We start from the raw sequence: 24,738 nt of genomic DNA, 5'->3' as shown, positions 1-24,738 counted from the left end.
GGGATATTTAACTTATATCATGAACCCGCATGGGCCTGCGCTTTTTCTTTTTTGCAGCGGATAAACCTGTAAGAGCCAGCAAAACAGCCAGACTTCCTGCCGTAATCACACCGCCTGTTTTCAATCCCTGGGGCATATATTCCAGAGAAATATCATGGGTTCCGGCAGTCATATGCACACTTAAAAACGTATCAAATACTTTATAAGGCTCCACCGCTTTCCCGTCAACCTTGATGGTCCAGCCTTTGTCATATGGAATGCTTAAAAACAGCAGACCAGCCTTTTCGGCCGTTACCGTTCCCTGGATCTGGGTATCCGTCCATTTCGTCAGCTTCATGGAATTTTTGTTTAAAATGTTATATACCGACTCCAGTCCTTCCGGCAGAAAGCGGTAGGCAACCGCTACCAGATCCTGATCATTGTCGTCATTTCGCAGGGTATTGGTTTCTCCTGCCTTTAAATAACCCAGTTCCAGCAAATATCCCCGGCTTACATTGTCAAAGTTTTGGGACCGTTCTCCTAATTGGGCGTTTACCTTTTCTACCTTCTTGTTACTGACATAGACATAATAGTCCCCGTCTTTTTCCGGAGTGAAGGTAAAACTGGTACCGTTTATTTCGCTTGGAACCTCTGAAAGCACCGGACTGGCTCCCAATACCACGGAAAGATCATTCTGAACCTCCGCCGGATTTGTTAAGTCCAGCTGCCAGTTGTTTTCAAGATCATAAGGCACCAGAAAACCAAGAGACAGGGCATAGGTATTTTCCTTAAGATACATCTCATCCTTTGAGGAAACCGGCACAGATACGCCGTCATCCGCTGTTTCTTCGGAGTACAGGGCATATTTAACTGCAAAAAGGGAATCCACAAGAGGCGTGCTTCCTGTAATGCTGTAAGCGTTGGTAGAGCTTTCGCAGCCCAGCTTTTTAAAGAAGGCCGTAAGATCCGCATTGGCCGTGGAAGAAAACAGGGATACTGTCGGAAAATTCATCCAGGCTCCGTCATTCTTGGTTTTACGGCTGACCTTTTCGATCCGGTAAAAGGAGGTATTCGGAATCAGGCTGGACGCCAGCTCCGATGAGGCCTGATTGTCCTTTATATAGCCGGTGCGGCTGGTTGTTGTCACGCTGGTGACCGTGGTATTCACTGCAGCCTCCAGGGAAACTACGCCAAGAGCCAATAACACCAGAACATTTCGGCTGATTCCTTTCTGGTAAAGGCCCACAAGGCCCGCATAAATGGAAAGGAATAATATAGCCACATAAAATACAGAAAAATGGTAGGCTTCGTCAGTAATGAGTTTCTGAGCCAGGAGAACAAAGATCACCGAAGCAAAAAAGGCGATCACAACATGCTTCCAGGGAATCTCGTGTATATGGATATAGGCTTCATAGGACGCCAGCAGAATAAGAAAGATATAAATAAAGGATTGTCTGCATGGCAGGCTGTTCGGATAATGAAACCCATGCCAGATAAAGTTCAGTACATTAAAGGAAAAGCTTGCAAAGAAAAACAGCAGCATGGAGCACATAACGATCTTTTCCCTTTGTCTGATCTTCCGGCAGCCCAGATATAGAAGGAAAAACATAAGAACTGCCACACCGCAGTAAATATTCGGCCAGTGATCCAGCCCGATTTCCGGCTCCACCGCAGGAAGATGCCTGGCAATCATGTCAAATATGGAAAAGTAGGAGCTGATGGTCTGGGGAAAATTAAAGTCTCCCGAAGCAGTGGACTGCAGAGCATATATTTCCGGGAGCAATACAACAGCGGAAAGACCTCCGGCCAGCAGAGAAAACAAGGCAAACAGCCCCGAATGGATCAGCACATCCTTCCAGGATTTCCAGCCCTCTAATATAAGAAGAGCAATGAAGTATAACACCATAAAAATACATATCATAATCGATATGTAATAATTTGATAAAATAGATAATCCCAGTGTTACGCAGTAAAGGAGGCACTTTTTTTCCTTAACCAGCCTCTCAAGTCCCAGCATAATAAGAGGAAAGAGAAGGATGCAGTCCAGCCACATGATATTCCAGCTATAAGCCGCCATATATCCGGACAGGGCATAGAAGATGCCAAAAAAGGCAACTCCAAAGTCCCTGGTACGGCAATGCTTCCGCAAATACCAGGAAAAAGAAAGACCGCTCAGTCCGATCTTTAATACGATCATATAGGTCATAAACTCTATGACCAGGTTTTTAGGGCAAAGAACCAGCAGCCAGTTTAAGGGACTTGCCAGGTAGTAAGCATAAAGGGCTGCAAAATTCACTCCCATACCCACATCCCAGCTATACAGCAGGCTGCCTCCGTGGGTCAGCTTATAACGGAATTCCGAAAAAAACGGGGCATACTGATGATACATATCGGTACGCAGAAAGCTTTCCTCGCCAAAAGGAAAGATCCCCCTCTGGGCAAATATGATGATCATGATCACCATTGGCACAAAAAACGCGGCCAACAGGCCGTCGGAAGGCTTTACAAGGCTGGCAGCTTTCCCTTCCTTCTTTTCTGGAGGCCTTTTATTAAATTCCTTGATTTGCTCTACTTCCCATGCTTCCTCATTTACATCTTCCTCCGGTTCCTCCTGAAATCCCATGGAATCGGGATCAGGAGCATCCTCCGTCACGAACTCCGGATCTCCTCCATATTCCATGCTCTCATCAAACAGTTCCTCCATTCCGTCAACCGGAAGATCCAGTCGAATCCGGGGTGCGTCAGCCGGATCAAATTCCTGCTTTGTCTGTTCCTCCCGGGGACCGTAAGCCTCCCTGTTTCCTGGTTTTAAGGCCTTTTCCCCTGTAGTATCTTCTTTTTCACCTGATGTCATCTTCAGCATATCCTCTAGTTCTTTCGATATCTTTTCAATCTCGTCATCGTGTTCCATTTCATTTACCTCTCTTTACAGGGGTTTTTCCTCACTCTTTTGGAATATAAAAACCTTACTGAACACATAATTGGCAACCACTACCACTACGGATACCAGTATTTTGCTTACGTATTCATCCATTTTGAGCCAGGAAACCATTATCACCATTAGAACCATTTCCATGACGCCTGACGCTGCTCTGCATGCGGTAAACGAAACTATCTCCTTCCTGACAATTCTCAGATGCAGGTCATAGCTTTGAAATACAAAGATTTTATTTACGATAAAGGCAAACAGGACGGAAACCACCCATGCCGCCGCAGTTGCGGCCCGGTAGTCTATGGCTTCCCTCACCATGATCCAATAGACAACCCAGTTTACCAGAGTCGTCAGTACTCCAAATATCAGATAGGAAATGACTTCCCGGTTCATGACCTTGTCCCAAATTTTTCTAATCATCTGCTATCCTCTTTCTTCGCCATGCTTTGGGCCAAGGAATACCCCAAGGGTGTTTCCTGCCATAGCCAAGCTTAGGTTGTATCTTCCTGCAAAATTGCATTTCTTCTATTGTATTATAGGGAGAGGAAATTGTAAAGGGATTCTAAGGCTCTGATGCCAGAAACTCCCTGGCTCCCTGGGAATAAAGAACTTCCCCAGCCTCTGTTATGAACACGCCGTATACCCCGTCAATGGATTCTAAAAGCTTCATCCCCTTTTCCAGCCCAAGGGAAAAGCAGGTGGTGGATAGCGCATCTCCGTCTGCAGACAGCTTTGACAGGATGGTAACAGACACAAGCCCGTTTTCATAGGGATAACCGTCCCTGGGATTCAATATATGGTGATAGTTTACGCCATCCTTTACAAAATGACGCTCATATACTCCGGAGGATACCACAGACATGTCCTTGATATCCAGGGTTTCTATGGTTTCATTCCGGTCTGCATAAGGCTTTTGAAGACCGATTTTAAATGGCTTGCCCTCTGGCTTCTGTCCCACACAGAGGACATTTCCCCCCAGATTGATTATTGCGCTTTTTACTCCCTTTTCCAACAGAAAATCCTTCATCCGGTCTGCAATATATCCCTTGGCAATCGCACCGAAATCAAGGGAAGTATCCGGGGATAAAAAGGTGACCGTATTGCCCTCAAGCTTTAAATTCCGGTAATCCACTTTTTTTCTGGCCTCTTCTATCTTCTCTGCAGGGGGGACTGCAGGATGTTCTGATGTGAAATTCCACAGGGAGGACAGAGGCTCAACCGTGATATCAAAAGCTCCTTCTGAGATCTGGGAATAATAAAGACCCCTGGAAAGGAGATCTGCCACATCCGGGGACAAGGTTACGGCTGTTTCACCGGCCATCCTGTGATTCAGCTTATAAACCTCACTTCCCTCAATGGTTTTACTGAACATATTTTCGTAGGACCTGCATAAATCAAGACATTCCGATAAAATCCCAGGATCGTTTTTATCATAAATGGTCACAGTCACAAAGGTGTTCAGCATAAAACCGGATTGAGTTACCGGCTCCACCCCTCTTCCGCAGCCCGCAAGCAAAAGCGCTGCCATACCTGCCATCAATACAACGCCCCATCCTTTTTTCATCCCATTGCCTCCAGCCTCTTTCTGGCTTCTCCTGCATGATCCAGAAACAGCCGGCGGACTCCCTCCAATTCTCCCATACCCTTTAACCGGCAGACCACCTGATAGCCTTCAGACTCCAACTGGCTCTTCCAGGTATCCTTATCCTCTCCTGCCATGTCATTATGAGCATGGTCGCCGCACACGATCATAAGGGGCTGCAGTACGATACGGCTGGAATCGGTTTTTTTCACTTCTTCCTTTACGGTTTTCAAGCCTGGCTCTGCTTCTACAGTACCCACATGATACCTGCCATATCCGTTCTCCCGGAAGATCTCCTTCAGGCGGGAATAACAAACATTGGCTTCATGCTCCGTTCCATGTCCCATGAATAGGATTTCCGTTCCTTCCCTGTCATATTCCTTTGTATCCTCTGCCATCACACGGATAAGCCTTTTAAAGTCCTCCTCCTCAGAAAGCAGCGGCTTTCCGCATACGATCCGGCGGAACCGGTTCTCATACTGTTTTACAGCGGCCAGAATGGTGTCGTATTCTTCCCCGCCCATGACCAGGGTGGGCTGAACGATCACACGCTCAAAGCCTTCCGCTGCTAATTTCTCCAAAGCCTCATCCACGCTGTCTATGTAGATGTTATCCCGCTTTTTTAAGATTCCTATGATGATCCGGCTGGTAAATGCCCGGCGCACCTCATATTTCGTAAATGTTTCTTTGATGTCCTGTTCAATGGCTTCTATAGTCTTTTCTCTGCTATCATGATAACTGGTGCCAAAGCTCACCACTAAAATCGCCTGCTTCATCCTGATATCCCTTGCTTTCTCTTCATTTTCCCGATTACCATATCACAGATGAACTTTGCTGTCAAATTCCTTTTCACGCACAGCAGGCGCAAAACCATAAGGTTCTGCGCCTGCTGCACACATTGCATTCATTTACTGGAGATTATTAAAAATCTACCTCTTTATCATAGTAACAACAGGTCAGCAGTTTCTCCATCTCAGCCGGAGTGATAGGCCTTGGATTGGAGCCGGTGCATGCATCACCTACTGCCAGCTCAGCTACTGACACTAATTTCTCATTGAACTCTGCTTCGTCAATGATTCCGCCTTCATATTCCTTGATACAGGTTGGAATATCCAGCTTTTTATTCATGTAACGGATCTCTGTAATCAATGCATCCACCAGTTCATTCTCATCTCCTCCCTGCAGACCGATAAAGCGGGCAATCTCTGCGTAGCGCTTAGCGGCCTCCGGAGCCTTGGAATTAAACTTGATTACCTTTGGCAGGTACATGGCGTTTGCACAGCCATGGACAATATGTCCGCCGGAATAAGCGGCCCCTGTCTTATGAGCCATGGAGTGAACAATGCCTAATAAAGCATTGGAAAATGCCATACCAGCCAGACACTGGGCATTATGCATACGGGCACGGGCTTCCTTGTCCCCGTTAAAGGAGTCGATCAGATCATTATGTATCATCTTGATTGCATGAAGTGCCAGAGGATCCGTGTAATCACAGTGAAGCGTGGATACGTAAGCTTCCACCGCATGAGTCATGGCATCCATACCGGTATGAGCAGTCAGCTTCTGAGGCATGGTCTCCGCCAGATCCGGATCAACGATGGCAATATCCGGTGTGATATTGAAATCTGCCAGGGGATACTTGATTCCTTTTTTATAATCTGTTATTACGCTGAATGCCGTTACCTCGGTAGCCGTACCGGAAGTAGACGGAATCGCGCAGAATCTTGCTTTTGTCCTTAATGTCGGGAAGTTAAAGGGAATACATAAGTCTTCAAATGAGGTTTCCGGATACTCATAAAATGCCCACATAGCCTTTGCCGCATCAATAGGAGAACCTCCGCCGATGGCAACGATCCAATCCGGTTCAAACTCCCTCATTATTTCGGCGCCCTTCATCACCGTATCCACACTGGGATCCGGTTCTACGCCTTCAAACAGCTTTACTTCCATTCCGGCTTCCTTCAGGCAGGCTTCTACCCTGTCAAGAAATCCAAAACGTTTCATGGAACCGCCGCCGACCACCACGATCGCCTTTTTGCCTTTTATATTCTTAAGCTCTTCTAGGGCTCCCTTTCCGTGATATAAGTCTCTCGGTAATGTAAATCTAGCCATCGTAAATTCCTCCTTATGAATTTCCAGTTCAGTATGATCTATAAAGTATTGTATCTCAACCAAAAGGGAAATACAAAGGTAAAAAAACATATATCAGTATATAAATACTGATATATATTTAACATTCTATTATAAAAAAATATTCTTCACTGATTCCAGCTCTTTTAAAAACTCCTTATCCCAGGCCGTAAAGGAATATCCCTTCCTGCAGATCAGAGCATCCCGAAACATCCCGGTCCTCTTTCTGCACTGACGTTCCACCAGGTGCCACCTTGAAAGGATCTCCTCCGGCATAGGAGAAACCCACATATAGGTACGGGGATCCTCCATTAAAAGGTTGAACTGGCTTCCCCGCTCAAATACATAAACACGCCTGGCAGACTCCAGCAGTCTTCCTTTCCTTTCCAAGCCCTCCCGGCGGCCCGTGGTTCCATCCCCATGGGCAATTTCTATATAGGGCATCAGATCTTCCGCTGTAATTTCCTCTTTTTCTGCCAGGGGATGATCTGCGGACATAAGAAGCCTTAAAGAAAATTGGAAAACCGGCTCCAGCAAAAGACCCTTAGCAGCGGCTGTCTGGGTATAATGCCCCTCCAAAGCGGACGAAAAGCGGATGATTCCAAGATTGTATTCTCCGTTTTCCACATCCTTTAAGGTATCTGCGGAATTTGTCTCCCGCAGCCACACGTTCATCCCTTCCTCCTGGTTCAGATTTTTTATGAACCGGGAAAATGCCAGGCTTAAATAGCTTGCTCTTGGCATGGAAAGAGAAAATTCCACTCCCTTCACCTGATCCGGTTTGTATAGATGTTCCATTTTCTCAATCTGTACCAGTACATTTCTTGCATGTTCCAGAAATATACTTCCTCTTGCCGTAGGAACCACTCCCTTGGATGTCCGTTTAAAAATTGGTGCCCCAAGGCTTTCTTCCAGTGTTTTAATGGCCTTGCTTAAATTAGGCTGGTCCATATATAGGTTGGCAGCCGCCTGGGTTATGGAACCTGTTTTTTCCACCTCAAGGGCGTATTGCAACAACACGGTATTCAATCATCTTCCTCCTTTGCCTACTGCCTTCCTTCCTTGTCTGCCTCATAAAGATATTTGGACAGGGCGGCCAGTGACACGGCCATGTTCTCATTTTGTACCAGCACATGATCCGGCACCGATAAGTGGGTGGGAGCGAAATTCCATATGGCCTTCACACCGCCGTCCACCAGCCGGTTGCATGCCTCCTGGGCATATTCTGCAGGGACTGTGATAATACCGATGTGAATATTCATTCTCTGGCAGAGGTTTTCCAGCTTTTCCACAGGAAAAACCGGCTTTCCCCCTATTTTTGTATTCACTTTTCTGCCATCGGAATCAAAAGCCAGGACAATCTCCACTCCGTACTGTTCAAATCCCTTATAGGACAGAAGGGCCTTCCCCAGAGACCCTACCCCTACCAGAGCCGCCTGGTTGGTATTATGAAACCCTAAAAACTCCTCCATGTCTCTGATTAAGTCATTGACCAGATAACCCATTTTAGGTTTTCCGGCTGTTTTTGCCACCATTGCCAGATCCTTGCGCACCTGGACCTCATTAAGCCGAAGATCCAGTGCAATGACCGGCGCTGATATGGTTTCTGTTCCTTCCCGGCATTTCTGTTCCAGATAATGATGATACATCGGAAGACGTTCCAGAGTCTTTCTGGAAATTCCTCCCACCATGTTTTTTTTCTCTTCCATATGCATATACCCCTACCTCTTTTTTAACAACAGATTTCCCCGTTTTTTATCTTAAGATGTTATCCTGATTCCATTTTCAGGATGTTTGTCCATCCTGCAGGTCTGTAAGAAACATAGCATCACCAAAACTAAAGAAACGGTAACGCTCCTTAATGGCCTCCTCGTAGGCATGGAGCACATGATCACGACCAGCCAGGGCGGATACAAGCATCACCAGTGTGGATTCCGGCAAGTGGAAATTTGTGATCAGGCAATCCAACAGCTTAAAACGGTAGCCAGGGTAAATGAATATCTCCGTCCACCCGCTTCCGGCACGTAACATCCCATCTGACCCGGATGCCGATTCCACCGTGCGGCAGCTTGTAGTTCCCACACAGACAATCCGTCCGCCGTTTTTCTTCGCATCGTTGACCTTTCTGGCCTCTTCCTCTTCCACCATATAAAATTCAGAGTGCATGTGATGGGCCTCGATCTCATCCACCTTTACCGGGCGAAAGGTTCCAAGTCCCACATGAAGAGTCACATGTGCAATCGACACTCCCATATCCTCGATTTCCTTCAGCAGCTCCTTTGTAAAGTGCAGTCCGGCTGTGGGTGCTGCTGCCGATCCCTCATGCTTTGCATAAACCGTCTGGTATCGGTTCTTATCCTTTAGCTGGTGGGTGATATAAGGCGGAAGAGGCATCTGACCCAAACGGTCCAGTATTTCTTCAAAGATCCCCTCATAGGAAAACTGAATGAGCCGGTTTCCTTCTTCCACAACATCGATCACGGTTCCTTTTAACAGGCCTTCCCCAAAGGAGATCACTGTCCCCATCTTTGCTTTTTTTCCGGGTTTTACAAGGGTTTCCCAAATATCATTTTCCCTTCTCTTTAATAGAAGGATCTCTATTTTTGCTTCTGTTCCTTCTTTTACACCAAACAGTCTGGCAGGAATGACCTTGGTATCATTAATGACCAGACAATCCCCCTTCCGTAAATAAGAAAGGATGTCCCGAAAATGCCTGTGCTGGATCTCTCCTGTATGTTTATCCAATACCAGAAGCCTGGAGGCAGAACGGTCTTCCAGGGGATCCTGGGCAATCAACTCCTGAGGCAAATTAAAATTAAAGTCCCTAACGTTCATAAAATAGCTCTCCTTTGCCAAAAATGCTCCTCTGCAGGGTGCCACGCAGAGAAGCATCTGTTTTACGTATTATTTGACGGGCTGCCTGAATCCGTTGCCGCCTCCGGCTCTTCCTTCTCATCCATGAGAATATGATAAACAGCCAAAAGATTTTCATCCGATTTTAAAGCGTTTTCAAGACCATTGTTTACCTCTTTCGCCTGCTTTTGCACAGCCTCAGACTGGTTCGCCTTCTCCATAAATTCAGACTGTTCCGCACTGATATCCGCAACCAGATAGCTGCTTCCGTCTGCTGCAGTTTTTGCATAGCACACCACCAGACTGGGAGCCAGGGTCTCCGCCTGCCGAAACTTTATGTCAAATCTGGCATATACCACATATTCTCCGTCTTCCAACCCCGGAGCCGTATAACATACCAGGTTCTCAAAACTCTGGTAAAATTTCACTTCTTCCTCCATTGTGGCACCCTGTTCTCTCAGTGTCTCTTCAGAACAAGTACCGCCATATACCTTAGAAAGCGCCTCCAAATCGCAGGTCCTTCTGGCTTTAAAATAAGCTTCCATCAGATCATGGATGGGGGGTATGGCCTCTTCCTGCAAAGTGACCTCTACATTTTCAGGGTCCGGCGCTGTGCTTTCAGCCTCTCCTGTTTCTTCTAAAACAAGAGCCGGATCATTTCCTGCCTGCTCAGGCTTATCTAATACAACAACGGCAGCAATCAATAGTATCGCCGCCAAGGGAATGACCAGGAATTTCAGAAGTCGTCTGGTATCTTCCTTCAAAGCCTTCTTCCATTTTTCTATTAAGTCCTTCATATGGGCTTGACCTCCTGGAGAATCAATCTCCTTTTCATTCTAACAAAAAAACAGACAAAAATCAACAAATACTATTGCACTTTAAAAGAATCTATAGTAGAATATAAAAGATGCATCTGTAGCTCAGTGGATAGAGCAGTGGCCTCCGGAGCCGCGTGCGTAGGTTCGATTCCTATCAGATGCACTATTTTTTTATCCATTTTTATTGAACGGGGGGCATGGATCAAAGGCTGTCTTTTTGTGAGTTATAGGCATATTGGAAAACCCCTTTTACAAATTCATAATGCTTCTATACCGTAGAATATGCCTTTGTGGCCGATAAATCATTTATCATGGTCTGTATGTCCTCTGTGGTCACGCTTCCAAGTTGAATACAGTCATATGATACTGTCTTTAATATAGGATATTTTACTGTCTTCATCCAAAATTCTGCATAGTTGCGAAAGGATGTGGATTCTGCTTTTACAGTATATTTTGTCCTGTCCTCATTATATTCCTTAATTTTACGTTTAAGTTCTCTTTCGGTTTTAGCGGTAAATGACTTGTATAACGCCTTTCCGTCTGGTCTTTTCCTGTTCCATGGCAGTATTCATATCGTCCATCCTTCCTTAATCTTGTTGAACCTTCACCTTTCTCATTCTTTTTGTTTGCATATCGCTCATTATATCGAATCCTTTCCAAAATAATAGAGCATAGGCAATCAATTTGACCATGCTCATATTTTATCAAAATAAGTCAGATTTTAATAGCTTTTCCAGAATTTTTCTTCTTAGACCCTTCCGAGCCAATCCTTCAACCATTCTATAAAATCAAACGTACATATAAGAATTTCCCAATAACCTCTATTCGTCCGGCCAACTTGTGGTAACCTACAATTCCATTGCAGATTTAAAGATACATCATTGATTATATAAATGCTAATAATTATATAGAAACATCACCTTCAACATAATTAATAAAAGAGTAATTTCTATCCTCTTTATCAAAACTGTTAATAAATTCCAACACTTGCGGGCTATTCCATGAATCAAAAATTTTCTTTGTCCAAATCTCAGCAAAATCATCAGTTAAAATATTTCCAACAACAAACGGTGCCATACCATCAATTCTAACATCTCCGTTTGGTCTAATAATTGCTCCAGAATTCGGAGACTTATAATGTCTTTCCAACCCCTCTTTTACACTATGTGAACATTTAACGCCCATTTTTCCCTTGTACCTGGAAATATTCTCTCGCACTTTCTGAAAAAGCAATTCTCTCTGCTCATTAGAGAGTAACAAATCTTTATTAATCGCTGCCCTTCCGCTAAGACATAGTTCCCCAACCATAATACTAGAAGCTCCAAGCGAATACGCAAGTGCGCACATATCATCAATATCATGTATATTATATGGGGTAACACAATGCGCTATTTTAAGTGGAATCCCATTATTAGCAATAGCAAATGCCCCATCTACTGCCTTTTTCCAGCTTCCATTTCTTTGACGAAACGAATCGTGATATTCTGAAGTAACCCCATCAATAGAAACTTGAATCTTATGATAACGATATTTTCTCAATTGATCTGCTATTTCTTTCGTTAATAGATAACCATTGGTAATTAAAAAAAACAAAGTACCGTCTTCGTGTAGAATATCCATTATTTTAAACAAATCATTGCCAAATAGCAATGGTTCCCCACCAGATATAATACACTCAAAAATTCCTCCATGCTCCACTAGATACTGGGAAAAGGAAATCCAATTTTGAGAAGTCATTGCGTCTGATATGTTATTAATCCCAGAATTATTATAACAATGTTTACAGGCAAGGTTACAATGCGATGTTAACTCAAATTGTAATGAGGCAATTGGAAATCCTTGATTTTTTGAATAAAACCCTTCTTTTTCTAGTGCCTGATTTACCCCTTTTTCATTTTGTGAATCTATATTGCCTAGTATTTTTAGATACTTTGATTGCTCTTTCATCAGTCACCTCAAATAATATAAACATATTTTAGTCAAATAACGTACCCTTCTATATTCCGAAGGGGTAAATCATGTCTATATTTATTGAAAATCAGTTTCCCCATCGTTGATTGAGTTTTACTATGAATTCATCAACATCTTCCCATTCACCCATTAATGGATTATATGTACAATACCACGGCTTTTCTATAATATCGCCTGATAATGAATTAGGTCTACAATCATGGCAAGCATATCTATATTCACAATCGCAGCACTCTTTTATCCGATCCTTATTTAGATTTCGAATAGATTCATCTAAAGTGATTTCTTTTCCATTGCCTATATCACAATGCATTAATCTTCGCTCCATTACACAAGGGAACACTTTCATGTCAGCTGATATGTATATTTTATTCCTAAAACAATTATGACCTGATACTAAGGAACTACAAAATCCCCTTTTGATTGGTTCTTGAAATTTTTGTTTTGTAATAAGCTTTTTTCTAATTAATTCATCTGACAACAAGGAAAAGTTTGCACGGCCAGACATTCTTACAATATCTTTTTCATTACTTAATTTGTAAAGATCTGTATGCCTTTCTCCTAATGACACATTTTTCATCAATACATTACATACTCGATAGGCAATATCTCGTTTTTTTAATTCCTCTATCGTTTTGTTTGTTCTTTCCCATGACCCTTTCATACCTGTAACTTTATCGTGCTCATCTTCACTATATGAATAAACAGATAGCGCTACATGAATATTATTCTCGGAAAAATAATTGAACCATTCTTCAGATAATAATGTTCCATTTGTAAATATTTCAATAAATGAAAATTTACTGATCGTATACTCAAGCATATCCTTAAGAAATTGCTTCTCAAATAATGGCTCTCCTCCAATAAGTTGAACCTTTTTTACACCCATATTTATGAGATTATCAATTACTTTCTTATAATTGTCCAATGACATAATAACGTCACAATGAGCATCTGATACATTGTAACAATGCAAGCATCTCAAATTACATCTGCTTGTTATTTCGATCCAAGCAAAAACACATCCATAATCAGGACTTTTTATTTCGTCAATTCCGTGTGGCAATGCTGTTTCTGATAATACCAAAACACCTATTCTGGCTAACTCATCGAATATTGATTTTAAGTCTCCATCTACAGCATTAATCTCAATTCCTCTTATATTTGCCAACTCTATTTTCTTTGCCAACGCATCGTTTACACTATATAATTTAAAACTATTTAAATCATAGATACAACTACGTGCTTTTCCTTTAACCAAATAAACATTACTATTCAATGTATAAAACATAATCTTCACTTTTCTTTCTTAAATTATGATATATAAAAATTAGCGCATTGTCTTTTCACAAACTCTTGACAATGCGCTGTTTCTAATTTACTAATAAACACTCCTTAATTAGGATTGCAATCAGGACCACAACAACCTTCTGCTTCTGGATAACATCCTCCTAAAAATGGTGAACAATCCTCCGCATTAACAGATACTACCTCACTCGTAGTTAAACATTCAAATTCATACATAGCATAAACCTCCTTCACAAAATAAATATTAGCACAATAGCTATCTTCAAAAAGGAATATATTACCACTGTATTATATAATTCAATAACCCATATGTCAATATTTATTCCCTGGCTTCCCTGATTCTTTTTACTCCTGTTTCACCCTCCAGATACTCTTCCAGACGGTCCGCCAGTCCTTTGAATTCCTTCTTTGTTTTGCTTCTGATTACTTTCCTGGGTTCATCTGCCGCATCATCACGGCTGTCCTTCCTAGTTTTGCCGGAGTTTGAGGCACTAAAATAAGCCCACATACTCATATTTTTCATACAAGCATATGGACTGATTTAGGTATCCAACCATATAAGTGGTCAAATTGTTATTAAAAACGCTTAGAACAATGGTTTTACGTTACGTGGATATATGTACTGATTTCCTGTCCTGATTATATTCCTTAATTTTACGCTTTCGTTTTTTACACTGGTAAAAGACTTGTAAAGATATGATAACGTTCTTTAATCCACATCTGTCTTTCTATTTATTTCCATCATATTATTATAAATAATGCTCATAATACTATTGTGGTTAATAATAACACATTATAAAAAACGGAGGTGTCAGGCTATGGATGGCAATGCGGAAATAACAGTTAGCTGTTAGCGAAGTATTGTTAACAGCTGAAACCTTAGTTCGAAAAATACCCCCAAGTTCATTTTGGGGGTATTTTTCTTTCAAATCCGCTTAGCTTTAGTGTAGTGATGTTATCAACGAAACCTTTGTTTGAAAAATAATTCCAATCGTCTATCTTTGCAGTTATAAAAACTGACGAATATCTTCAGCAAGTCTTTCTTCCAGATGAATTAACCGTTTTACAATGTCTTTGGATTTTTCGTCAGCTGTTTTATATTGATTTAAATATTTGTTAAGAGATTTCACTCCCATATTACACCCTTCTGTTATCAAATCCGCAACGGTATGATCTGATTCGTTCATGACCATCTTCGCATTTATTTTCAACCAAGACATCCCCTTTGCCATTGGATTAGGTTCTTTGCCATCATCATGAGATTCATCCAGCAATGATTGTATTTCTACCATTAATTTTACATGTTCCTTTTTACATTCATTCAAATAATGCTTAAAGGTATTATTACAAACATAATCCAAAACATCATCGATTGATGCAATCCCCATTTTTACACCAGCATCACACTCACGCAGGAGTTTTATAGTATCCTGTTCTATCATAGATTGAATTACTCCTTCTTTTAAAGATCAAATAAGTATAGCAATATTTTTAACAATTATTCTGCTGCTTATCCCAAACCATTTAGCGGATAGCTGTATTTTTCCCACTTTCATAAATTTTTATATACAAAAGAGCCGGCATTCATCGGCTCTATGTAATGTTTAATCAAAGATAAACTTCTGGATGTAATATTGATTATTAATAATAAACCACATTTGTGCAACGAATCTCATAACGGTCCAAAAAGATAAGCCCTGAAGATTATATTCTTCTACCAGTCTTGCCCTTGCGTCGAAGCTTCTTGCATCCTTCGTCCATACGACATGCATAATTCCATCATTATCTGTATAATAGAAAAAAGGCGACTGTGCTGCTTCATTATATTGTATTGGTATGCCATTTTCCGCTGCAATTTGTACCGCACCATTGTATGATATTACAGTAGCTTCTGTGGCACCGGGAACATAGGGAAGTGTCCAATCATAACCCAGAGCAGTGACTCCCAAAAAAATTTTTTCAGACGGAATAATACTTACCATGTAATCCAACAAATCTCTTAAGATATTAACCGGAAAAATGGCGCTTGGATAACTGTAAGACCTAGCCCAATCGTAAGAAGAAAATATGATCCCATCTACAAAATCAGACAATTTAGAATAGTCAATTTTTTCAAAACCAACGTTTGGGGTATCAATATTCGTAGCCGGTGTTATGGTAATTACTACCCTGAAACCTTGTGAATGAAAGATTGCTGCGGCCCTTTCCAAATAAACTGCAAAGCTGTCTATATTTTCATAGGTAATGGATTCAGTATATATGTTTATACCATAAAAGCCTTTTGTTTTCAGGATTTGAAGAGCATTTTCAATCAGGCTCTCCTGCACAGCAGGATTATTTAAAATATTAAAGGTCACCTCACGGCTGACGATTCCCTCTTCCATCATTGTGGAGACAAACATCATGGGTGCAGTACCATATGTTTTAGCAAGTTGGATAAGTTCCGTGTCATCATCACTGGAGACAATTTCTCCATCCATCGTAGCCCTATAATTAAATATGGTAAGATAGGATAAAAAAGGAAGTGTTTTTATTAAAACAGAATGATCAATAAAAGGAAAGATATATCCACTGGTGGCAGTTGTTCTTGTTTTAGTCGTTTGATAGGTTATAACTATGGTTTCACCGACGTATAAAATTTTCCTATCGGAAAGATAGGGATTATTTCTTAACAATTCCATTGGTGAAACACCGTACTGCTCCGCAATACTCTCCAAAGTATCGCCGGCCTGGACCGTGTAGAGTGTTTCCGGTTGAACAATCACGATGGTTTGGCCAACTGCTAAATTGTTAGGGTTTTCAATTCCGTTTTCCAATATTAACCTGTTAACAGGAATTTTATAATACTCTGATATTGAAAATATGGTTTCACCGGGTTGAACAACGTGTATGATCATGGCTTCTCTCAAATGGTCTTATTCATTCTATTATATGCGGTTCCTTCCTGTTCATAACATGATGTCTGAAATAACCATTTGTATATTGATATTCTTTGAAATTCAGTTTATCAGCATCGAACATCCAAAAATAATATTGTTTTTTACCGCCATCTCCTTTATAATGAAAGAGCCTAAAATCTGGCATGTCTTATTTCTCAGCACTGGTCCATCAATTTCATCCCCCATTCTATCTTGTTGTAACTCTGCCGCAAGCAGTTTACATAAACAAATCTAAGGAGGTATACATATGGTATACGAAACATTTCTGGAAACAGTCAAACATTCCCTAAGCGAAAGGCTGGGGCCGGAGTACACCCTGGTGCTTCAGCCCATTACCAAGAACAACGGTCTAATTCTCCATGGTCTTTGCATTGGAAAATCGGATGAACGTGCTGCACCCACTATCTATTTAAACCATTTCTATGAATCATATCAAAATGGCAGACCTTTTCATGCCATCCTGGATGACATTATGGCCCTTTATCAAAACAGCCCTCTGCCTGTCCAGCTTCCTATTGAGGAATTCTTATCCCAGGACCAGATCATGAAAAAAATCATCTTCCGCCTTATTAACGAACCAGCCAACCGGGAGCTGCTAAAGGAAGTCCCGCACATTTCTTATCCGGAGTTGGAACTTTCCATTATATTCTGCCTGTCATTCCAAAACGATGAAGACAGTCTTCTTACCGCTCTCATCCACAACCGTCATAAAAAAGCCTGGAAATTATCCACAGAAGAAATATACCAGGCAGCTAAGTCTAATACTCCACGCCTTTTCCCTGCCCGGATCCGTTCTCTGCCAGATGCCATAAAAGAGATTGCAAAAAAATCCTCAGACAATGGAATAAACGAAGATACCTTGAAAGAATTCTTTGATACTGCCCCTCTGTCACCTCCCATGTATGTGCTGTCCAACTCCTCCGGAATCAATGGAGCCGGGTGCCTGCTTTATGAGGGCATATTAAAAGACTTCGCCTCCTGCTGCAGCAGCGATTTAATCATACTGCCCTCCAGCATTCACGAAGTCCTCATCATTCCATACAATCAAGAGATTTCCCTTGATGAATTGGCAGAAACTGTATTCTCCATTAATCAGGAGGAAGTCCCGGAAGAAGACCGCCTGTCCAATCACATCTATTTCTTTTCCAAAGACAGCAATAAGCTGTCCATCTCATTTACTTCTTCTGCCCCAATCGGAACAAAGAATCCATGATAAAAATAGCCATTGCTATGGCGCCGGACACCTGGAGCGTCTCCACCAGATAATGGCTGGAAAGCTGTGGGTTATTGCTGATCACATAAGACACGCTGCGGTATATGGAGGTTCCCGGTACCGATGGCAGGATACCGGCCACCAGAAACACCGTAACCGGCGTTTTAAAAATCCGCGCAAAAATATGGCTGGCTAAGGCCACCAGCAAACTGGATAAAAAGGCCGCGGCTATGACAGACCCAGCCGCGGCATCTACCAAAAGGTAAACAAGCCAGCCGGCTGCGCCGATTCCTCCCGCCAAAGCCACGTGCTTCCTTGGGAGTTCCAGGATCAGGGAAAAACTGATCACTGCCAGAAAAGCCCCCATCGTCTGTACTACCATGTCAGCCCGCCTCCTGTTATCCACTGAAATAAGCCCATACCAGCTCCCACACCTGCGGCAACCGCAAGAGCGATCACAACTGCCTCCATGATCCTTGCCGTTCCTGAGGCATAATCTCCGTTTAACGTGTCCCGGATCGCCGTAGTAAATATGACACCTGGAAGCAGAGGCATAATTGCACCGATCATAATGATATCACTTTTGATTCCCGGCATAAACCACCGTTCCATGAAAAGAGTGGAGACGGCTATTAAAAATGCACAGACTCCGTTGGCACAGAAATCATTCAGCCTGATTCTTATGGAAACCTCCATTGCCGCTGCTAAGGAAATTCCGGTGACCGCAGCCGCCAGGCAATCCCTCCATTTTCCGCCCAGAAGCAGAGTGAAGAATACTGCAACACCTATGATACCAATATCCTTTCGTCTTTTTCCGTACTGAACAGCATTCCGGATCTCCTTCAGCCTTCCATAAGCCTCCTCAACCGTTATGCGGTCCTCACACAGGCTTCTGGAAACATCATTGACCAGATAGACCCTGTTTAAGTTGGTGGATCTTCCTGTGACTCTTCTGGCGACTGTTATGGCCTCAATGGAGGGATCGTTAAGGGACGCAAAGATCCCTGTGGAAAAAACAATGGCTTCTGCAGTATCCCTTCCCGCCTTTCGCAATATGTGGTCAATGGTATTTTCCACCCGGTAAATTTCCGCACCGCTCACCAGCATGATCTCACCTGCCAGAACCGCAGTCTCCACAAGCAGCTTATCATTCATAGGCTTCTTCCTCTGAAATATGAAATTTAAAAGATCAGGCTTCCAATCTGATATACCAGTACAGAAGCAACCCATGCCACTGTCAGTTGGAAGAAAACCATGCCAATGGTCCATCTTAGGGAGCCCGTTTCCTTTTTAATCGTTGCTACAGCTGCAATGCATGGGGAATACAGGAGACAGAAAATCATCAGGGCATAAGCATTCACACCGCCGAAGCCAAAGCTTCCAAGAATCTTGGACAGTTCTCCCATTCCTGCCGCTGAATTTATATTGTTGATTCCAAACAGGACCGAAAAGCTGGAAACCACCACTTCCTTTGCGGAAAGCCCGGAAATCAAGGCCACTGCGATCCTCCAGTCCCCAAGGCCCGCCGGGCGGAGCACAGGAATCAGAACCCTTCCGACGGCAGCTGCAAAGCTTTGTGAGACATCCGTGACAAATCCCGAAGTCCCGCTGTTTAAAACAAACCAAAGGACAATGGTGGCAAGAAAAATAGTAGTTCCTGCCTTACCCAGATAATCCTTTACTTTGTCCCATACATATATGGCTACTGTTCTCCCATTTGGCGTCTTATATTCAGGAAGCTCAATAAGAAGGGTATCCTCTTCCTCCGCCTTTGCCAGCCGGTGTGTTACATATGCAATGGCAATAGCCATCAATAATCCGACGAGATACAGGGAATAGGCCACAATCAGGGCATGGTCCGGGAAAAACATCTGGGAAAACAGCACGTAAATAGGAAGTCTGGCGGAACAGGACATAAAAGGCGTTATTAAGATTGTCCTTTTCCTGTCCTTTTCACTTGGCAGAGCTCTGGCAGCCATAACCGCAGGGACGGTGCAGCCAAACCCAAGAAGCATGGGAAGGAAGGCCTTACCGGAAAGCCCCACCCGCCCCATGATTTCATTCATGACATAGGCGACTCTGGCCATATATCCGCTGTCTTCCAGAAACGCCAGGGCAAGGAACAGGATAAATATATTGGGAAGGAACGTGAGAATTCCCCCTACTCCGGCTACAATTCCATCCACCACCAGGGAAGTAATCCAGGCAGCTGCATGGATATTTTCCATGACCTGCTGCATGGATACGGAAAGCATGCCCAGCGCAGCCTCAAAATACCCCTTTAAAAAATCGCCGACCGTAAAGGTCAAAAAGAACACCAGAGCCATGATACCTAAGAAAAAAGGCACTCCCAATAAGGGATGAGTCAGATACTCGTCGATTTTATCCGTAAATGCTGCTTTCTCTTCCTTATTCACCAGGCATTCCCGGATAATTCCTTCTATATAGTCATATTTCTGATTGATAATTTCCTTCTCATAATTATGGTCAATGATATTGCTTAAATCTAAGGGATGGTCATTCCAGACCTCCTCGTCATATTCCAGAAACTTAATGGCGTGCCATCTTAAATTATCCAAATCTCCGTAATGAGCCTTTAAAATGGTCTCTATCTTGGAAATTTTATTCTCAATTTTAGGCGTATAGGTTACAACCACGCCTTGAGGGCCTTCTTCATAATGGTGTACCACCGCATGAAGCAGCACATCAAGCCCTGTCCGCTTTCTTGCGGAAACCGGAACCACCGGAATGGATCCCAGCATCTCAGGAAGACGGTGCAGATCAATTTCCATTCCCCTGTCCTCAACGATATCCATCATGTTCAGTGCCAGGATCACCGGTTTTTTGAGTTCCAGAAGCTGAAGGGTTAAATACAGATTCCGTTCCAGCGAAGAAGCGTCCACTACGTTGATGATCACATCCACTTCATCATTTTCCAGGCATTTCCTTGTTACGATTTCTTCCAGGGTATAGCAGGTCAGACTGTAAATTCCAGGCGTGTCCACGACTCGGATGGGACGTCCCTTATAACTTGTTTCACCTTCTACTCTCTCCACAGTAACGCCTGGCCAGTTGGCCACCTTTAGCTTTGCACCTGTAAATGCATTAAATAAGGTGGTTTTACCGCAGTTAGGGTTTCCCACAAACCCGACATGGATCATTCTATTTTCTTCACTCATGTTTCACTGCCTCCCTGATTTCAATTCCTTCCGATATCCTTTTTCCAAGGGCAAGGCGGGTACCTCTGACTTTGATGATCACAGTACCGCTGCCTTTCTTATTCATCAGGGTAACAGGAGTCTGTTCATTGACTCCAAGGGCTTCTAATCGCCTGGTAATGGCATCCTTCACCATCACGCTGTAAACAATGTAGGTTGTTCCGATTTCTCCTTCATAAAGCTTCATAATAATCTCCTCTGAATGCAGCCGCTTCCTCCGGCGGCGTTCCAAGGCTTCTGCCTCAGATGCATCCATTGAGATTTTACTCTTATTGAGAATCATTGTCAATACCAATCCGCCCATACGGAACAATTTATTTATCCAGACAGGGTTCCTTCATGAGTGAACCGTATGACTCTTATTATTTTTTAATCTTCCATATCCTGAAGCATTTTCTTAATCTGTACCATCCGGTCACGCAGCCTGGCAGCTTCCTCGAAATTCAGCTCTGCTGCCGCCTGGTGCATCTTCTTTGTAAGCTCCTTTGCAAGCTTCTCCAATTCTTTTGCATCCATGGATTCCGGATCCTTTTTAAAGTCCTTCTCTTCCTCAATGGCTGCTTTTGAGATGGCAATAAGGTCACGGACCGACTTCTTGATGGTGGTGGGTGTGATTCCATGCTCTTCATTATAGAGCTGCTGTATGGCTCTCCTTCGGTTGGTCTCCTCAATCGCCACGCGCATGGAATCCGTCACCTTATCTGCGTACATAATCACATGGCCTTCGGAATTTCTGGCCGCCCTTCCTATGGTTTGGATCAGAGAGGTCTCAGACCGGAGAAATCCCTCTTTGTCCGCATCCAGGATCGCCACCAAAGTGATTTCCGGAATATCAAGGCCCTCCCGCAGAAGGTTGATCCCTACAAGCACATCAAACACATCCAGACGCATATCCCGGATGATTTCAGAGCGCTCCAGGGTATCAATATCGGAATGGAGGTATTTGACCCGGATTCCTACTTCTCTCATGTAATCGGTTAAATCCTCTGCCATCCGCTTGGTCAGGGTAGTGATCAGTACCTTGTTTTTCTTTGAAATTTCCTTATTTACCTCGGAAACCAGGTCATCGATCTGTCCTTCCACCGGCCTTACATCGATTTCAGGATCCAGAAGCCCGGTAGGCCGGATGATCTGCTCCACCCTTAAAAGCTCATGCTCCGCCTCATATACGGAAGGTGTGGCAGAAACGAACATCATCTGATTGATCTTTGACTCAAATTCCTCAAAATTCAAAGGCCGGTTATCAAGGGCAGAGGGAAGGCGGAAACCAAAATTCACAAGAGTGGTCTTCCTGGATCGGTCTCCAGCAAACATGCCCCGCACCTGAGGCAGGGTGATGTGGGATTCATCCACTATGATCAGAAAGTCATCGGGGAAATAATCGATCAGGGTATAGGGGGGGTCTCCTGGACGGCCGCCGGTTAAATGCCTGGAATAGTTCTCGATCCCGGAGCAAAAGCCGGTTTCCTTCATCATTTCCACATCGAAATTTGTCCGCTCTGATATCCTCTGGGCCTCTAACAGCTTGTCCTCGCTTTTAAAATATGCCACCTGCTCCTTTAATTCCTCCAGGATTGTCTGTGCTGCCAGCTCCATCTTCTCCCTTGATACCACGTAATGGGAGGCCGGGAATATGGCCACATGCCCCAACTCCGCCCGAATCTCTCCGGTCAGGGTATCGATCTCCGTAATGCGTTCCACTTCATCTCCAAAAAATTCCACCCGGTAGGCCTCGCTTCCGGAATAGGCAGGGAATATCTCCACCACATCTCCTCTTACCCGGAAGGTCCCGCGCCTGAAATCCATATCATTCCGGTCATACTGGATGTCAATCAGCTTATGGACCACTTCATCCCTGTCCTTGATCATGCCGGGTCTTAAGGAAATAACCATTTCCTGATAATCGATAGGGCTTCCCAGGCCGTAAATACAGGAAACCGATGCTACGATGATTACATCCTTCCGTTCCGATAGGGCCGCTGTAGCCGAGTGCCGGAGCTTGTCTATCTCATCATTAATAGCAGAATCCTTTTCTATATAGGTGTCTGTGGAAGGCACATATGCCTCAGGCTGGTAATAATCATAATAGGAAACAAAATACTCCACCGCATTTTCCGGGAAGAACTCCTTGAACTCGCTGTAAAGCTGGGCGGCAAGCGTCTTATTATGAGCGATGATTAGAGTAGGCCTCTGCAGCTTCTGGATCACATTAGCCATGGTAAAGGTCTTACCAGAGCCTGTGACCCCAAGCAGGGTCTGGAATTGATTGCCCTCCTGGAATCCCTTCACAAGCTGGTCAATGGCCTGAGGCTGGTCACCGGTAGGGTCATATTCTGAATGCAATATAAAGTCCATGATTATTTACCTCCAAATGCTTTTCCGCAGGCAGCTTCCATAAGGACATGCAAGCATATCCCCCCAGGTTCCTTGCCTTTTTCGGAAATTAAAATATTCATCTCCGCCAATTATAGCATATGGCAGTAAAAAAGTATAGCAAAACAGGGAACATCAGTTCTTTTGGTATTGATATTCTCCTGCTTTTAGTATATGATACATCCTATATTATCAAAAGTCAGGAACACTTTCGATAATCATATGGAAGGGGCAAAAAAACCTTATATCCTCACTTGCATTGCAAGTTCAGATCAATTATATTATGAAACAGCAGGAGGACTTTTTATGTACAGTTTTAATAATGACTATAGCGAAGGGGCGCATCCAAAGATTTTAGAAGCCATGATCCATGCCAATCTGGTCCAGAACCCAGGCTATGGAATGGATGACCATTGCGCCAATGCCCGTGCCCTCATCAAAAAGGAAATCGGCAGGGAGGATGCAGACGTCCATTTCATCGTGGGCGGTACCCAGACCAATCTGATTACTATCGGCACCGCCCTGCGTCCATGGCAGGCGGTCATCTCCACGGACAAGGGTCATATTAACGTTCATGAGACAGGAGCCATTGAGGCTACAGGACATAAGGTTCTGGCAATGCCATGCGGGAATGGAAAGCTGACTCCTGCCCACATCCAGAAAGCGCTGGACCTTCATACCGATGAGCACATGGTACAGCCGAAAATGGTCTATATCTCCAACGCCACAGAGACAGGCACCCAATATACCAAAAAGGAACTGGAAGCACTGCACCACATCTGCCGCCAGAAGGACCTGTACCTGTTTTTAGATGGAGCCCGCCTGGGGTCTGCCCTTACAAGTTCTGTTAATGATGTAACACTGGAAGACATTGCAAGACTCACCGATGTATTTTATTTAGGAGGTACCAAGGGAGGTGCCCTGTTTGGAGAAGCTCTTGTGATCTGCCACCAGGATTTAAAGCCGGACTTCCGGTTCATGGTGAAACAGCGGGGAGCTATGCTGGCAAAAGGCTGGCTGCTGGGAATCCAGTTTGAAGAGCTGTTTTCCAACAATCTCTTTTATGATCTGGCCTCCCATGCAAACGAAATGTCTGCGATTTTAAGAAAAGGAATCGAAGCTTGCGGATATTCCTTTTTCTCCGATTCCAAGACAAATCAGCTTTTCCCCATATTTCCGGACCAGGTGATTGCAAAGCTGGAAAAAGACTTCCTTTTTTCCGTTCAGGAACGGATCGATGACAGTCATACCGCCATCCGGCTGGTCACTTCCTGGGCGACCAGCGAAGAAGCATGCCGCCGGTTTATCAGCCTTCTGGAAACATGCCGATAGGAATGGCTTTCTAAAGGAAGAAGCCCTCCATAGCCGGCGGTTAAATTCACCGGCTATAGAAGGCTTCTTCCTTTAACAATCGGATTCCCT

The 24,738-nt window shown here is 43.6% G+C and carries 23 protein-coding genes and 1 tRNA gene; 3 read left to right on the top strand and 21 right to left on the bottom strand.

Annotated features, from left to right (window positions below):
- Nucleotides 1-7: 7 nt before the first annotated feature.
- The 9 genes from CLOSA_RS04245 to CLOSA_RS04205 form a co-directional block, all read right to left on the bottom strand.
- Nucleotides 8-2,890 carry a YfhO family protein gene (locus CLOSA_RS04245; protein ID WP_013271536.1) on the bottom strand — a complete coding sequence of 961 codons (2,883 nt, stop codon included), beginning with the start codon at nt 2,888-2,890 and terminating at the stop codon, nt 8-10.
- A gap of 15 nt (nt 2,891-2,905) precedes the next feature.
- Nucleotides 2,906-3,331, bottom strand: a complete 426-nt coding sequence (locus CLOSA_RS04240; RefSeq protein WP_013271535.1) for a GtrA family protein — start codon at nt 3,329-3,331, stop codon at nt 2,906-2,908.
- Nucleotides 3,332-3,473: 142 nt separating this feature from the next.
- Complete coding sequence (locus CLOSA_RS04235) at nt 3,474-4,439, bottom strand: FAD:protein FMN transferase (RefSeq protein WP_408643006.1); 966 nt, start codon at nt 4,437-4,439, stop codon at nt 3,474-3,476.
- A 32-nt stretch (nt 4,440-4,471) separates the two neighbouring features.
- Nucleotides 4,472-5,269 (bottom strand): sirohydrochlorin cobaltochelatase, encoded by a 798-nt coding sequence (locus CLOSA_RS04230; RefSeq protein ID WP_013271533.1) that lies wholly within the window; start codon nt 5,267-5,269, stop codon nt 4,472-4,474.
- A 145-nt stretch (nt 5,270-5,414) separates the two neighbouring features.
- Nucleotides 5,415-6,605 carry an iron-containing alcohol dehydrogenase gene (locus CLOSA_RS04225; RefSeq protein WP_013271532.1) on the bottom strand — a complete coding sequence of 397 codons (1,191 nt, stop codon included), beginning with the start codon at nt 6,603-6,605 and terminating at the stop codon, nt 5,415-5,417.
- A 129-nt stretch (nt 6,606-6,734) separates the two neighbouring features.
- On the bottom strand, nt 6,735-7,643 hold the full coding sequence (locus tag CLOSA_RS04220) for a LysR family transcriptional regulator (RefSeq protein WP_242647801.1): 909 nt from the start codon (nt 7,641-7,643) through the stop codon (nt 6,735-6,737).
- Nucleotides 7,644-7,669: 26 nt separating this feature from the next.
- Nucleotides 7,670-8,332: a redox-sensing transcriptional repressor Rex gene (locus CLOSA_RS04215; protein ID WP_041708882.1), complete on the bottom strand. Its 663-nt coding sequence runs from the start codon at nt 8,330-8,332 to the stop codon at nt 7,670-7,672.
- Between the two features lie 76 nt (nt 8,333-8,408).
- Nucleotides 8,409-9,458, bottom strand: coding sequence for a tRNA preQ1(34) S-adenosylmethionine ribosyltransferase-isomerase QueA (gene queA, locus CLOSA_RS04210; protein WP_013271529.1), 1,050 nt, complete (start codon nt 9,456-9,458; stop codon nt 8,409-8,411).
- 62 nt (nt 9,459-9,520) lie between these two features.
- Complete coding sequence (locus CLOSA_RS04205; protein WP_013271528.1) at nt 9,521-10,273, bottom strand: hypothetical protein; 753 nt, start codon at nt 10,271-10,273, stop codon at nt 9,521-9,523.
- Nucleotides 10,274-10,385: 112 nt separating this feature from the next.
- On the opposite strand from CLOSA_RS04205, the gene CLOSA_RS04200 reads away from it, so the two are divergent.
- Nucleotides 10,386-10,457: transfer RNA gene (locus CLOSA_RS04200), tRNA-Arg, on the top strand.
- Between the two features lie 105 nt (nt 10,458-10,562).
- Here CLOSA_RS04200 and CLOSA_RS23395 read toward each other — a convergent pair.
- The 7 genes from CLOSA_RS23395 to CLOSA_RS04175 all read right to left on the bottom strand — a co-directional run bounded on the left by CLOSA_RS23395 (nt 10,563) and on the right by CLOSA_RS04175 (nt 16,482).
- Nucleotides 10,563-10,694, bottom strand: coding sequence for a hypothetical protein (locus tag CLOSA_RS23395; RefSeq protein ID WP_278145632.1), 132 nt, complete (start codon nt 10,692-10,694; stop codon nt 10,563-10,565).
- 503 nt (nt 10,695-11,197) lie between these two features.
- Entirely contained in the window at nt 11,198-12,241 is a 1,044-nt protein-coding gene (locus CLOSA_RS04195) for a radical SAM/SPASM domain-containing protein (RefSeq protein ID WP_013271527.1), read from the bottom strand.
- Between the two features lie 91 nt (nt 12,242-12,332).
- The gene (locus CLOSA_RS04190) at nt 12,333-13,556 is read right to left on the bottom strand and encodes a radical SAM protein (RefSeq protein WP_013271526.1); all 1,224 of its coding nucleotides are present in this window, start codon (nt 13,554-13,556) and stop codon (nt 12,333-12,335) included.
- Nucleotides 13,557-13,660: 104 nt separating this feature from the next.
- Nucleotides 13,661-13,789, bottom strand: coding sequence for a hypothetical protein (locus CLOSA_RS23390; RefSeq protein ID WP_278145629.1), 129 nt, complete (start codon nt 13,787-13,789; stop codon nt 13,661-13,663).
- Between the two features lie 103 nt (nt 13,790-13,892).
- Nucleotides 13,893-14,081 carry a hypothetical protein gene (locus tag CLOSA_RS04185; RefSeq protein WP_041708459.1) on the bottom strand — a complete coding sequence of 63 codons (189 nt, stop codon included), beginning with the start codon at nt 14,079-14,081 and terminating at the stop codon, nt 13,893-13,895.
- Between the two features lie 499 nt (nt 14,082-14,580).
- Nucleotides 14,581-15,015 (bottom strand): hypothetical protein, encoded by a 435-nt coding sequence (locus CLOSA_RS04180; protein ID WP_013271525.1) that lies wholly within the window; start codon nt 15,013-15,015, stop codon nt 14,581-14,583.
- Between the two features lie 162 nt (nt 15,016-15,177).
- Complete coding sequence (locus tag CLOSA_RS04175) at nt 15,178-16,482, bottom strand: LysM peptidoglycan-binding domain-containing protein (protein ID WP_049791637.1); 1,305 nt, start codon at nt 16,480-16,482, stop codon at nt 15,178-15,180.
- Between the two features lie 277 nt (nt 16,483-16,759).
- On the opposite strand from CLOSA_RS04175, the gene CLOSA_RS04170 reads away from it, so the two are divergent.
- Nucleotides 16,760-17,725, top strand: a complete 966-nt coding sequence (locus CLOSA_RS04170; protein ID WP_013271523.1) for a DUF5688 family protein — start codon at nt 16,760-16,762, stop codon at nt 17,723-17,725.
- On the opposite strand, the gene CLOSA_RS04165 is transcribed toward CLOSA_RS04170, so the two are convergent.
- The 5 genes from CLOSA_RS04165 to uvrB all read right to left on the bottom strand — a co-directional run bounded on the left by CLOSA_RS04165 (nt 17,688) and on the right by uvrB (nt 23,298).
- On the bottom strand, nt 17,688-18,107 hold the full coding sequence (locus CLOSA_RS04165) for a threonine/serine exporter family protein (RefSeq protein WP_013271522.1): 420 nt from the start codon (nt 18,105-18,107) through the stop codon (nt 17,688-17,690). The two genes, CLOSA_RS04170 and CLOSA_RS04165, sit on opposite strands and share 38 nt — an antisense overlap.
- Entirely contained in the window at nt 18,101-18,880 is a 780-nt protein-coding gene (locus CLOSA_RS04160; protein WP_013271521.1) for a threonine/serine exporter family protein, read from the bottom strand. Before CLOSA_RS04160 ends, CLOSA_RS04165 begins: the two co-directional genes overlap by 7 nt.
- Before the next feature lie 26 nt (nt 18,881-18,906).
- Nucleotides 18,907-20,904, bottom strand: a complete 1,998-nt coding sequence (feoB, locus tag CLOSA_RS04155; protein ID WP_013271520.1) for a ferrous iron transport protein B — start codon at nt 20,902-20,904, stop codon at nt 18,907-18,909.
- Entirely contained in the window at nt 20,897-21,136 is a 240-nt protein-coding gene (locus tag CLOSA_RS04150) for a FeoA family protein (protein WP_242647800.1), read from the bottom strand. The genes feoB and CLOSA_RS04150 overlap by 8 nt, the downstream gene beginning before the upstream one ends.
- Before the next feature lie 176 nt (nt 21,137-21,312).
- The gene (gene uvrB, locus CLOSA_RS04145) at nt 21,313-23,298 is read right to left on the bottom strand and encodes an excinuclease ABC subunit UvrB (protein ID WP_013271518.1); all 1,986 of its coding nucleotides are present in this window, start codon (nt 23,296-23,298) and stop codon (nt 21,313-21,315) included.
- A 324-nt stretch (nt 23,299-23,622) separates the two neighbouring features.
- Between uvrB and CLOSA_RS04140 the strand changes: the two genes are divergently transcribed.
- Nucleotides 23,623-24,648 carry a threonine aldolase family protein gene (locus CLOSA_RS04140; protein ID WP_013271517.1) on the top strand — a complete coding sequence of 342 codons (1,026 nt, stop codon included), beginning with the start codon at nt 23,623-23,625 and terminating at the stop codon, nt 24,646-24,648.
- The last annotated feature ends 90 nt before the right edge of the window (nt 24,649-24,738 follow it).

The organism is [Clostridium] saccharolyticum WM1 (genome assembly GCF_000144625.1).
GTDB classification, from domain to species: Bacteria; Bacillota; Clostridia; order Lachnospirales; family Lachnospiraceae; genus Lacrimispora; species Lacrimispora saccharolytica.
The sequence above is the reverse complement of the archived record's forward strand: the minus strand, read 5'-3'. Positions and strand labels throughout refer to the sequence as shown.

Coding starts and splice junctions, on each gene's coding strand:
- CLOSA_RS04245 (WP_013271536.1), bottom strand. CDS start 2,890: ATGGAACACGATGACGAGATTGAAAAGATATCGAAAGAACTAGAGGAT.
- CLOSA_RS04240 (WP_013271535.1), bottom strand. CDS start 3,331: ATGATTAGAAAAATTTGGGACAAGGTCATGAACCGGGAAGTCATTTCC.
- CLOSA_RS04235 (WP_408643006.1), bottom strand. CDS start 4,439: ATGGCAGCGCTTTTGCTTGCGGGCTGCGGAAGAGGGGTGGAGCCGGTA.
- CLOSA_RS04230 (WP_013271533.1), bottom strand. CDS start 5,269: ATGAAGCAGGCGATTTTAGTGGTGAGCTTTGGCACCAGTTATCATGAT.
- CLOSA_RS04225 (WP_013271532.1), bottom strand. CDS start 6,605: ATGGCTAGATTTACATTACCGAGAGACTTATATCACGGAAAGGGAGCC.
- CLOSA_RS04215 (WP_041708882.1), bottom strand. CDS start 8,332: ATGGAAGAGAAAAAAAACATGGTGGGAGGAATTTCCAGAAAGACTCTG.
- queA (WP_013271529.1), bottom strand. CDS start 9,458: ATGAACGTTAGGGACTTTAATTTTAATTTGCCTCAGGAGTTGATTGCC.
- CLOSA_RS04205 (WP_013271528.1), bottom strand. CDS start 10,273: ATGAAGGACTTAATAGAAAAATGGAAGAAGGCTTTGAAGGAAGATACC.
- CLOSA_RS23395 (WP_278145632.1), bottom strand. CDS start 10,694: ATGAAGACAGTAAAATATCCTATATTAAAGACAGTATCATATGACTGT.
- CLOSA_RS04195 (WP_013271527.1), bottom strand. CDS start 12,241: ATGAAAGAGCAATCAAAGTATCTAAAAATACTAGGCAATATAGATTCA.
- CLOSA_RS04190 (WP_013271526.1), bottom strand. CDS start 13,556: ATGTTTTATACATTGAATAGTAATGTTTATTTGGTTAAAGGAAAAGCA.
- CLOSA_RS23390 (WP_278145629.1), bottom strand. CDS start 13,789: ATGTATGAATTTGAATGTTTAACTACGAGTGAGGTAGTATCTGTTAAT.
- CLOSA_RS04185 (WP_041708459.1), bottom strand. CDS start 14,081: ATGTGGGCTTATTTTAGTGCCTCAAACTCCGGCAAAACTAGGAAGGAC.
- CLOSA_RS04180 (WP_013271525.1), bottom strand. CDS start 15,015: ATGATAGAACAGGATACTATAAAACTCCTGCGTGAGTGTGATGCTGGT.
- CLOSA_RS04170 (WP_013271523.1), top strand. CDS start 16,760: ATGGTATACGAAACATTTCTGGAAACAGTCAAACATTCCCTAAGCGAA.
- CLOSA_RS04165 (WP_013271522.1), bottom strand. CDS start 18,107: ATGGTAGTACAGACGATGGGGGCTTTTCTGGCAGTGATCAGTTTTTCC.
- CLOSA_RS04160 (WP_013271521.1), bottom strand. CDS start 18,880: ATGAATGATAAGCTGCTTGTGGAGACTGCGGTTCTGGCAGGTGAGATC.
- feoB (WP_013271520.1), bottom strand. CDS start 20,904: ATGAGTGAAGAAAATAGAATGATCCATGTCGGGTTTGTGGGAAACCCT.
- uvrB (WP_013271518.1), bottom strand. CDS start 23,298: ATGGACTTTATATTGCATTCAGAATATGACCCTACCGGTGACCAGCCT.
- CLOSA_RS04140 (WP_013271517.1), top strand. CDS start 23,623: ATGTACAGTTTTAATAATGACTATAGCGAAGGGGCGCATCCAAAGATT.